Source organism: Halobacteriovorax sp. (assembly GCF_041587335.1).
In the GTDB taxonomy this organism is placed as follows: Bacteria; Bdellovibrionota; Bacteriovoracia; order Bacteriovoracales; family Bacteriovoracaceae; genus Halobacteriovorax.
Genome location: NZ_JBFGYP010000029.1, coordinates 1 through 10,812, shown reverse-complemented (window position 1 = coordinate 10,812; position 10,812 = coordinate 1). Strand labels below are relative to the sequence as shown.

10 protein-coding genes are annotated in these 10,812 nt (G+C 35.1%); 5 read left to right on the top strand and 5 right to left on the bottom strand.

The window, feature by feature from the left end:
* Nucleotides 1–97 precede the first annotated feature (97 nt).
* Nucleotides 98–826, top strand: a complete 729-nt coding sequence (locus ABX784_RS06520) for an HD-GYP domain-containing protein (RefSeq protein WP_372654023.1) — start codon at nucleotides 98–100, stop codon at nucleotides 824–826.
* Nucleotides 827–915: 89 nt separating this feature from the next.
* On the opposite strand, the gene ABX784_RS06515 is transcribed toward ABX784_RS06520, so the two are convergent.
* Complete coding sequence (locus ABX784_RS06515; protein ID WP_372654021.1) at nucleotides 916–1,944, bottom strand: hypothetical protein; 1,029 nt, start codon at nucleotides 1,942–1,944, stop codon at nucleotides 916–918.
* Between the two features lie 85 nt (nucleotides 1,945–2,029).
* On the opposite strand from ABX784_RS06515, the gene ABX784_RS06510 reads away from it, so the two are divergent.
* Entirely contained in the window at nucleotides 2,030–2,641 is a 612-nt protein-coding gene (locus ABX784_RS06510) for a class II aldolase/adducin family protein (RefSeq protein WP_372654019.1), read from the top strand.
* Here ABX784_RS06510 and ABX784_RS06505 read toward each other — a convergent pair.
* Genes ABX784_RS06505 through ABX784_RS06490 form a run of 4 tightly spaced genes read right to left on the bottom strand, consistent with a single transcriptional unit; the run spans nucleotide 2,615 to nucleotide 8,303 of the window.
* Complete coding sequence (locus ABX784_RS06505) at nucleotides 2,615–3,601, bottom strand: hypothetical protein (RefSeq protein WP_372654017.1); 987 nt, start codon at nucleotides 3,599–3,601, stop codon at nucleotides 2,615–2,617. The two genes, ABX784_RS06510 and ABX784_RS06505, sit on opposite strands and share 27 nt — an antisense overlap.
* The gene (locus tag ABX784_RS06500) at nucleotides 3,589–4,410 is read right to left on the bottom strand and encodes a DUF455 family protein (protein WP_372654016.1); all 822 of its coding nucleotides are present in this window, start codon (nucleotides 4,408–4,410) and stop codon (nucleotides 3,589–3,591) included. The genes ABX784_RS06505 and ABX784_RS06500 overlap by 13 nt, the downstream gene beginning before the upstream one ends.
* Before the next feature lie 3 nt (nucleotides 4,411–4,413).
* The gene (locus tag ABX784_RS06495; protein ID WP_372654015.1) at nucleotides 4,414–7,053 is read right to left on the bottom strand and encodes a helicase-related protein; all 2,640 of its coding nucleotides are present in this window, start codon (nucleotides 7,051–7,053) and stop codon (nucleotides 4,414–4,416) included.
* A gap of 56 nt (nucleotides 7,054–7,109) precedes the next feature.
* Nucleotides 7,110–8,303: a M20/M25/M40 family metallo-hydrolase gene (locus ABX784_RS06490; protein WP_372654014.1), complete on the bottom strand. Its 1,194-nt coding sequence runs from the start codon at nucleotides 8,301–8,303 to the stop codon at nucleotides 7,110–7,112.
* A 164-nt stretch (nucleotides 8,304–8,467) separates the two neighbouring features.
* On the opposite strand from ABX784_RS06490, the gene ABX784_RS06485 reads away from it, so the two are divergent.
* The 3 genes from ABX784_RS06485 to ABX784_RS06475 all read left to right on the top strand — a co-directional run.
* Nucleotides 8,468–9,454, top strand: coding sequence for an NAD(P)H-dependent flavin oxidoreductase (locus ABX784_RS06485; RefSeq protein ID WP_372654012.1), 987 nt, complete (start codon nucleotides 8,468–8,470; stop codon nucleotides 9,452–9,454).
* 16 nt (nucleotides 9,455–9,470) lie between these two features.
* A complete protein-coding gene (locus tag ABX784_RS06480) occupies nucleotides 9,471–10,514 on the top strand; it encodes a saccharopine dehydrogenase (RefSeq protein ID WP_372654010.1) in 1,044 nt (347 codons plus the stop codon).
* A gap of 89 nt (nucleotides 10,515–10,603) precedes the next feature.
* Nucleotides 10,604–10,812 (top strand): hypothetical protein (locus tag ABX784_RS06475; protein WP_372654007.1); only part of this gene is annotated, 209 nt, incomplete at its 3' end.

Here is a 10,812-nt window from a genome sequence, read left to right as displayed (position 1 = left end):
CGTAAAAAAAAGTTAATTCTAAAGGTTTTCATCGAAAATAACGATAAAAGCAGTGCACGCTACTACAATAAGTAAATAGCTAAGCATTGGGCTAATTATGGAAAAGAAAAAAGATAATGTTATTTCACTTCAATCAGTCGTTGCAAACGTTGCGATGCTTGATCTTGTGAAACAGGTTCGAGAACTACGCGAACAGCAGCAAGAAATGTGTGAGATGGCAGTAAAAAGTATGTTGAGAGCACTAGATGCTAAAGATCACTATACATATGGTCATAGCACAAGAGTTGCTTATTACTGTGTGACTCTTGGTAAAGAGTTAGGTCTTGATGAAAAAGAAATGTACGAATTAGAGATGTCTGCACTCTTTCATGATATTGGAAAGATTGGTGTACCTGATGCAGTACTTTTAAAGCCGGCAAGATTAACAGAAGATGAATTTCTTAAAATGAAAGCACACCCAAGTATTACAGCAGAGATCCTTCAAGACTTTGACTGTTTTACTGATATTGCGACCTATGCAAAACATCACCACGAAAGATACGATGGCCGTGGATATCCGGATGGATTAAAAGGTGAAGATATTCCTCTATTCTCTAGAATTATCTTAATCGCTGATACTTTTGATGCCATGACATCAACTAGACCATACAGAAAGGGACTACCTTACGAAGTTGCATTTAGTGAGCTAGAAGAGTTTTCAGGATCTCAATTCGATGGAGAGCTTGTAAAACACTTTATTAAGGCAATGACAAAAGAAGATTCTAAAGGTGAAGAGACTTTTGAGTTAACTATCATTGATGGAAATTTCGCAAAAGACGCTGCTTAAAATTAATTAAAAGACAGATTCACATATAAAAAAAGAGAAGCTTAGCTTCTCTTTTTTTTGTCTTATTTCTTATTTATATAGAAGACTAGCTACTTCTTACAAAAGCTAGTCTCAAGATTTGTATTGATATTATAAAGCTGAATTGTTCTACAATCTTTAAATGATCTATAAACATTGCTTGGATAACACTCAGGATCTTTATTATTCTCCTGGCTCCAATCACTATTTTTCTTACAATCTACAAAGCTCACTTGATCGACACATGCCCAGTGCTTTCCAGTACAATTATATACAAGTCCTCGACCTGTTTCTAAATAATTTGGAGGCTCCTGATACTCTAGTTTTTCCTTAACTACTTTCTCTATCATCATAGAAGGTTCAGTCGTCGTTAAATTATCAATGGCCTCAGACATTTCACTTCCTTGAGTGCTACCTTGATTATTCTGAGTAACACTCTCTTCCCCTAGACTTGAAGGCTGATTAGCACTACCTTCATCAGACATCTCTTGTCCAATAGGTGAAATACTAGTTGGGTCCACATCTGGTGTCTCATCTACGAGTTGAAGTTCATTTTGAACAACTTGCGTATTCTCGTTAGCAACTTGATTCTCTTGCTCATCACTAATCTCTTCTTTGGGAGCTTCTGCAACTTCTGGCTCAGGAGCTTTTTCAACTGGTGTTGCTTCAGCTTTTACTTTTTCTTCTTTTGCTTTTGCCGTTTCTTTTTTAACTACTTTCTTTTTTCTTTTTGGACGTTTCTTTCTAGCAATTGGTTTCACATCAGGAACAGTATTATCATCCTCAGCAGGCTCCATTAAAATACTAGCTCCCAATATAAGAACAAGCCCGACCAGGCCAAGTCGCATAACTTTTTGCTTCTTAGCTTTCGCTTCGTCCTCATCATCTTCTTCGTCGTCGTCTTCATACTCATCATCATCTTCATCTTCTTCAGATTCAGCAACTTTTTGAGCGACATTTATCTCTTCAGTTTTCTCATCAAACTCTCCTTCCTCATCTTCATATTCATCATCGTCATCATCATCAGATTTTGATCCGGGAAGTTTAGATTTAATAGAACTTACTAAATCATCTATTTTCTCTTTCAGGTCGTCGAACATTCTTCTTTCCTTTGAAGGATTCAATAACTTATAATAGGTGTAATCTTATAACTTATCGAAAATTAACAAAAAAGGTTGAGCAAAAGTGATCGATGATGGCGTAATAAAATATGACAGGTCAAACTTTACCCACTCCGAGGCCCTAGATGAGCAACTATGGGGTGAACTTGAGTCCTGGAGGGTAAAACTCTTTAAACTTAACCTTATTGGTGAATATCCGACAGAGAAAGTAGGTTTTGGAAACTTGTCTAAACTTGTACTCTGGGAGCAGCAGGCTAAATTCATTATCACAGGGACCCAGACAGGGAAGTACTCAAACTTAACAGGTGAGCACTATACTCTTGTTGATGGCTACGATCTTAAAGAAATGAAACTCAATCAAATTGGTCCGCTTGAAGCATCAAGTGAGGCCCTTACTCACGCAGCTGTATATGAGTCTAATAGGGATATTACAACAGTGTTTCATATTCATAGCACTACGATTTGGGATAAAATGATTGAAGATAACTACGATGCGACCCCAGCTGACGTTCCCTACGGAACTCAAGAAATGGCAATTTGTGTAGGAAATCTCATTAATGGTAGATCATCTGGTCTTATTGTTATGAAAGGACATCAAGACGGAGTCATTGCCTATGCAAAATCTCTAAATGATTGCGGACAACTGATTCTAGAACTTGCTGATAAATATCTCTAAATCTTTTAGAGTTTTTCTTCCGTCAATAGCTTCTTCATTTAGAAGTACTATCGATATAAATCGATCTACTGGAGAGAGTAATACGGCCTTTATATGAAACTGCTCTAAAATATCTAGGACTTCGCTAAACTTTCTACTCTTTTTCAAACTAAGTATTCCCCAGTACGAAAAGTTATACTTAAACCTCTTCGAGAGAGATTGAATCATGAGACCCATTGTTTTTCTGTAATTAACTTCTACAAAAGGATGAAAACCACCTTCATAAAGAAAAGTATCTATCTGGATTGTGTTCACGGCACCAAGCTCTTCTAATCTGTTCTTTATTTTAAGTATTTTTAAAAAGTTATCTTCGCCAAAACTTTCACTTATTGATTTTACTTCTCCACCCTTAAACTGACCAAGATCATCAATATAGTTTTCAATTATAAAGTGAGTGTCATTCTCAAGGTCAAAAGTAACCCCATAATCTTTGTACTTATTCACAAATTCAGAATAAACAGACTCTTTTCTTACTAACTTAAAATCCTCTTCAGACTTTAAAATTTTTATACCTCTACCAGAGACACCCCACTCCTCTCTTGAAATAATAGGATAGTTTAAGTTTTTCATAGCAGAGTCTATTGAGGCCGTAGAAGCTACTGGAATCCAGCCTTCCTTTAGCCCTAACTCAGTCATGGTAATCTTTGAGTTAAAAAACTTCTCTTTCTGTAAGTCAGTGCAGGCTCCCCACCATGGGAGAGATCTTCCACTTCTAGTTATTTTTATAGAAGACACACCTAGCGAGTTTATATGAGTAAGGTAATCTTGACTAAATTCATAGTCACTTCTTAGTATTGCATTAGGATTATTATTTATAAAAAAGAAAATATGATCAAACCAACTAGCGCCTTTGATTTGCTTATTTGACCCCGACAAGAACAACTCGTAATTTAAATTTACGTGATATGCTACTTCTTCCATTCTCTTCTATTTGTCACAACAAAGTCATCACTGTAGTTTTTTACATTATCTATAAATTCTTTATCAAGACCAGCTCTAACTCTTGAATCATAATCAAACATCATCGCCTTTGCTCTTGCTGGCGTGATCTTCTCAGGTAGTAATTGGTTGTAATATTCCCATAAAGACTTTTCTTCACGCCATTTATTGAGCCAGTTTCTTCCATAAGCAACATGGCTTATTTCATCTTCATAGACTATATTCATAATCTTTTCAGTTTCAAAATCTTCTATGTCTTTAAATATATGCTCAAAGTATTTTGCAAAATCTAAATTTGCTGCTTCAAACGTTAAAGAGACCAGTGCAAAGAATCCATCTAACTCTTTTACTTCAGAGAACTTTTTCCAAAAAAAGTCATTTAAGGCAACCCCTCCAAACTCTAGTCCCAAGTTCTCCATTCTATTTTTATATAAGAGAAAGTGTTTTTGCTCATCAGCGATCGTTGAGAGTAATCCTCTCTTTGCTTTCATGTCATTTTCATCTCTTGTAGGTAAACATAGAATTGCTGCTGCCATCATCTCAATAGCGAGCAACTCATGATTGGCAAAGAAATGAAGGGCCATTGCCCTTCTCTCTGGTACATGAAGCGACCTTGGTCTTGGAAACTTTACTTGGACATCAGAAAAAGCAATAAGCTTATCTCTACCTGGAAACTTTGGTCTTTCCACAATATTAAAGCCATTAAAGCTTTTTATGACTTTTGGGCTTAAGAGCTTGTCCTCTAATCGAGGAGAGAAGAGAAGAGTCCTTGCATACTCATCAATATTCATACTCTAGCTCTTCTTCCCACTAAACTTTCTTTTCTTTTTAAAAGAAGACTTCTTACTATTTTTTCCTGCAGGTGCTCCTCTTTTGAAGGCCGCAGCTTTTGAGTTTCCTTTTCCGGGACCTTTTCTTGGTCCGCCCCTTCTACTAAAACGACGTTGCTGGAAACAATCTTCACAAATAGCAAACTTATGTTTTTCAGCAAGCTTAGTTCCACAACTTGAACAAGTTGGAACTATTTTTTCAGAAAGTAGAGTATTTAATCTATCAACTGCTCCACCCTTATTCTCTAAAAGCTCCGCTTCATTAAATAGGAAGTTCTTATTATCAAAATGTCTCGCTAACCATTGGTATAACTCAACACACTTAATAGATGTTTCTAAGTAATCTATATCGCTAGACTTAAAGTCAATTGGCTCATTTAAAATATCTTGAGATTTTACATAATGAGAAAGAATCCACATATAGTATTGAACATGCTCGAGTAGACCTTGATTTACAGGGGCACAAGCAAAACCAAAGATTTCAGATGTTGAAAGAATATTTTCTCCATCCGTATCTTCAACCATTTCAGCAAGCTCAATCATTTCTTTTAGCTGAACACAGAAGAACGGCTTTTTAAAATCCATGGTATGAAATAGTCTTAAGAATTCTGATAACTTTAAACCCGGGAGATTATTATCATCTAAAGCATTATTTACTTTATTGAAAATATCTAAATCAGGACCAACCATACATTGAGTCGACTGATCTAAATCTGCAGTTAAAGCATCATTTATTTCTTTTATACCATTTTCAACTTTTGTTAATGTTGTAACAAAACCTGTAGGAAATCTCTTAAATCTACCGGCACGCCCTGCAATTTGTTTTATCTCACTTTGAGAAATTATAAACTCATGACCATCAATAAATTTGGACAATGTAGAAAATACAATTCGCCGAATAGGTAAATTCATTCCCATAGAAATTGCATCTGTTGAAACAATAATATCAGTTTCACCTTCATCAAATTTTCGTGCTTGTTCTCTTCTTACTTCAGGACTTAATCTTCCATAAACAATAGAAACTTTGAACCCCACTTTCTCTAGATCTCTCTTAAATCTAAGAGCATTTCTTCTTGAGAAAACAATTAGTGCATCATTTTTCTCTAACTGCCCTACAACGATAGGCTTTGGCTCAACATTAAGTTCAGTCATTCTTGTATATTCTTTTACGATTAGTTCATCACCACAAAGATCAGCAACCTTTTTAACAAGATCATATGCTGAAGGATCACCACAGACATGTATCTCTGGTGAATAAACATTCACAAGGGCTCTTGTCCACGCCCACCCTCTTTGCTTATCTGTAATCATTTGAATTTCATCAATAACACAGCAATCAAAAACTTCTCCAAACCTTGCCATTTCAATAGTTGAAGAAAAGTGCGTTGCACCTTCATTCTCAATAACTTCTTCACCTGTTAATAGAGTTGTTTTTGCACCTTTTGAATTTAATGTATCGTAAAGTTCTCCAGCAAGTAATCTTAACGGAGCTAGATAACACCCCGTTTTAGCTTTACTAAGCGCCTCTACTGCATGATAGGTCTTTCCAGAGTTTGTTGGACCCATATGATAAATAATCTTTCTCTTAATCTCTCTAGCATTAGAATGCAGCCAGAACTCTCCAAGATAATCATTTAAAATTTTAGATGAGACATCTTTTTTCTTTAAGACAACTATTGCTCTTACAAATTTTCTAAATTCTCTTTGAAGATACTTCTTTCCCTTCCAAAGGTTAACACCTAGTTGAGAGAAGAATTTTTCATATTCATTATCCTCAATAAGATCTTCTGAGAACTCATTGTTATTCAACCAATCTCTTAAGTGTGGAATGATATTCCTTGCATGATCCTTAGCAAGTGGACTTGGGTAATCAAACTTTCCACTCATATTATTCTTTATTTGAGATTCAAGCCTATTCAGAGATGACCTTTTTAGTTTATTTCGGGCCTTAAAAATAGTTTTATCTAAATCTTTTTGAAGTGAGTTATATATCTCACCAATTTCTTCTATTGATTTATTTAGAGAAGACTCTATTTTGACAAAAGTTTTTTCGATTTCCTCTTCACACGAGTCAAAGATAAACTCTCTTAATCTAGTTCTATAATTTGCAACACAGGCAAGACATTGGCAGTCTAAATCTGACATCTTTAAAGAAAGAGAAAAGTTTTCAAGAATTTTAGTTTGAGCACTTACGTGATTCTTCTTTACCATCTGCATCCACTCATAGAATGCTTTTTGGTGTAGCGAGAGAATATTTAAGCTAATACCACCATCTTGACCAAAGAAATATCTTTCTTGCTCTGGAAACATACAATCATCTAAAAAGATTAGATCTAATACATTATCTCTTTGAACAAAGTCATAGAATGTTGTGTACTCTTTTCCAAAAAGAGGAATGAGTGATGGGAATTCTTGAAAGAAGGTATACAGAGAGATCTGAACTTCTTTTACAAAGTTTAAAATAATTTCTGCATCTTCGATCGAACGAACATAGTCGTCGTCTTCTCCAAAGCTATTAATTTTTATGATTGTTTTTCTTTCTGACTCTAGTAAATTTTTTACTTCATCAAAATCGACTAAAGAAGGAACCTCAGATTGGGCCACGTTTACTCCATTTAAAATGTGTTGTGGCCCATCATAACTTACAGTATTAAATCAGTCTAACGATCAAGCTCTACGGCATACGAAAGAGCAAGCTTAGCAAATTTAACTGCGTGAAGTGAACCACCTCTTGATTGTTCTATTGTATCACGAGAGGTATGAATATTGTGATTCATATCGCGTTTCTTTGATTCAAATGGCATTGAAGCTGGATAACCTTGTCCATGCCATGATGCATGATCCGAACATCCATATCCACACTTATCATATCCCCAACTAACTTCAGGAAGATATTTGTCTAGCAGTGTTCCAATAAACTCATTTTGTTGCTGGTTCGTATAGTCAGTCATCATTACGATATCTAAGTCAGAACCTTTAAAGTTTGTCATATCTAACTGAAGAACACCCACAATGTTTGCATTCTTAAGTTTCATATCTTTTGCGATTGCTTTAGAGCCAAGTAACCCTACTTCCTCAGCTGCATATCCCATAAACTTGATAGTTTTAGTTGGCTTATAACCGGAGTTAGCAAGAATTCTAATTGTTTCGGTAATTGTCGCTATCCCAGAAGCATTATCATCAGCTCCAGGAGCATGAGCATTTGCTCTTCCCCAGTAACCTGCGACAGAGTCAGCATGTCCACCGATGATAATTGTCTCATCAGTTGTTCCTTCAATTGTTAAAATTACTGAAGGTTGATCCCACTTTGAGTGCTCATATAATTCTACTTTTGCATCACTTCTATGAGCAACTAGACTTGCCCAATGATCTTTAATCCAGTGAACAGCATCAACACCTGATTGAGACTTGTAGTAACGGTTCTTATAGCTCGATAATTTTTTAATTACATTGGTAATATTCTTTTCACTTACCTGAGCAATCATATCAGTTACTACATCTTCTTCTGTAAGTGAGTACTCAGCAAAAGGAGCAGACTTAGCAAAGTTTCTCTTCTCGCTAGAGTTTAGTGTTTCAAGTGCATCTTCTAGAGAGTCGTGAACCATGAATCCACCACATCTATTAAAATTCTCATGCATTTCGTGGCTTAGCTCATTAATAGAGTCTTCATCAATCTCTAAAAGAGTGATTCCCTCTACGCTTTTGATTGCCATAGATTTTTGAGCAAATGACTTATTAGTAAAGTTGACAGCATCACTATCAATAGTTATTAATTTTCTTGCTGGTGTTGGTACTGCACTTGCGGATGCGCAAATGAGTAAAGAAAGCGAAATCCATCTCAACGAATTCTTCATCGTATATTCTCCTAATTAAAAATCTTCCTGATCTTTCCTAAATATTGTAATGCAGACTTTGATTAAATACTGCAAATAAGTTCTTACAAAATAAAACTTTAAGCAAATAGCCATATATGTAAGAATAAATACAACTACTTAAGCTAATCCAATTGGAGATTTAAATGGTAAATACATGGCTAACTGAAACATTTAAAATTAAATATCCTATTATTATGGCCCCTATGTTTCTCGTTTCTAATAATGAAATGCTTATCGAGGCCTCTAAATGTGGAATCATGGGATGTATCCCTGCTTTAAACTGGCGAACTCCTGAACTATTCGAAGAAGGAATAAAAGAGTTAAAAGAAAAGTGTGAAGGTCCATTTGGCATTAATTTAATTGTGAATAAATCTAACGTTCACTTAAAGAAACAAATCGAAATTTGTGAAAAATATGTTCCCGATTTTATCATCACTTCTCTTGGAAGCCCTAAAGAAGTTATAAAGAAATGTGGTTCCAAAGGAACTAAGATTATCTGTGATGTTGTTGACCTTGAATATGCAAAGAAAGTTGAGTCCCTTGGTGCAGATGCTGTTATAGCTGTGAATTCAGGAGCTGGAGGACATGCTGGACCAACGCCTACATCAATCCTTGTTCCACTTTTAAAAGAAAATTGTAGTCTTCCGATTATTAGTGCAGGTGGCATAGGAACTGGTTCAGCACTATTTTCGACTCTAGCACTTGGAGCAGAAGGGGCATCGATAGGATCTCCATTTATAGCCACAACAGAAAGTGGTGTAACAGATGATTATAAACAAGCAGCAGTTGATTTTGGAGCAAAAGATATAGTTATGACTTCAAGAGTATCTGGGACACCTTGTACTGTTATTAATACTCCATATGTACAAAAGATAGGAACAGAACAAAACTTTGTTGAATCCTATTTGAATAAAAATAAAAGTCTAAAGAAGTATGCCAAGATGCTTACCTACTATAAAGGAATGAAATCTATTGAAAAGGCGGCTTTCTCTGCAACATACAAGACTGTTTGGTGTGCAGGCCCTTCTATAGAATTTTCACATAAAGTTGAACCTATAAAAGAAATTGTAGACAGACTAATATCTCAATACGAAACTTCCGTTAAAGAGTTTCAAGAAAAAATGATATAGAAATATTGGATATAAAATGACAGCAACATTCATACTTAGAAAAGAATTCAAAAGCTCAGAGAGAAGAACTCCTCTCACACCAACAGATGCTAAAAAGTTAATTGATCAAGGCCACACTATAAAAGTAGAGGCCTGTCCCGATAGAATATTTAAAGATCAAGAATACCAAGATATTGGATGCTCAATTGTTCCAGAAAAAAGTTGGATTCAAGAAGATAGCAATACCTTTGTATTAGGTTTAAAAGAGCTTCCAATTGAAGAATTTTCTCTCAAACATAGACATATATACTTTGCCCATATCTACAAAGGGCAGACAGGCCATGAGCAAGTTCTCAATAGATATAAAGAAGGTGGAGGAATACACTTTGACCTAGAGTATCTAGTGAATCAAGATGGTCGAAGAGTTGCAGCATTTGGAAAATGGGCGGGGTTTATTGGAGCTGCTATTAGCCTAGACAGGTTTTATCAAAAGCAAAGTGGGCAAGCTTACTCTCCCCTTAGTTCTTTTGAAAATATAGATGAGCTTTATTCACAAATTTCAACAAATAAAGAAAAGAGCTCACTAAATCCTCAAGCTATAATTATCGGTGCTCTTGGAAGATGCGGGCAAGGAGCAAAAGAAGTTTTCGATCACTTCGGTGTTAAGACGACTCTTTGGGACTTTGAAGAAACAAAGAAAGGTGGTCCTTTCCCTGAAATTACAACTCATGATATTTTTATTAACTGTGTTTTAATGACAAAGAAAATTCCACCATTTCTAACAAGAGAAACTCTAAATACAGATAAGAAACTTTCTATAATTGGAGATGTTAGCTGTGACCCTACAAGTAATTTAAACCCAATACCAGTTTACGATCATATTACTGAATGGAACAAACCTTTTCTAGAAACATGTGGACTAGAATTATTAGCTGTTGATAACTTGCCAAGCTTATTACCTAGAGAGAGCTCAATTGATTTCTCTAGTCAGCTTATAGAGCATCTTCAAAACCTTGCAGACAAGGGAAGTGAAGACCTTGTGTGGAAATCGGCACTAGACACTTTCAACAAGCATTTGTAGATAATATACAAATGCTTTTCATGTATCTTCTTACATGAAACTCACTAATTCCTGACATTCATCTTAAAATCATTTGTAAGTATTTTAAGATGAATTTTCTCTCTATTTTTCTATATATACTAGCTCTTCACTTCGTTATTTTTATTCCATTCTTAGAAGACCAAAAAGTACATTTAGAGACTAAGGACCTTAAAATAAAAAAAATCAAGTTAAGCTTCACTCCAAGAGAGAAGAAGTCGAAAACTAAAAATAAAAATAAAAATAAAAAAAGAAAAAGAAACAATATAAAATTTGATAT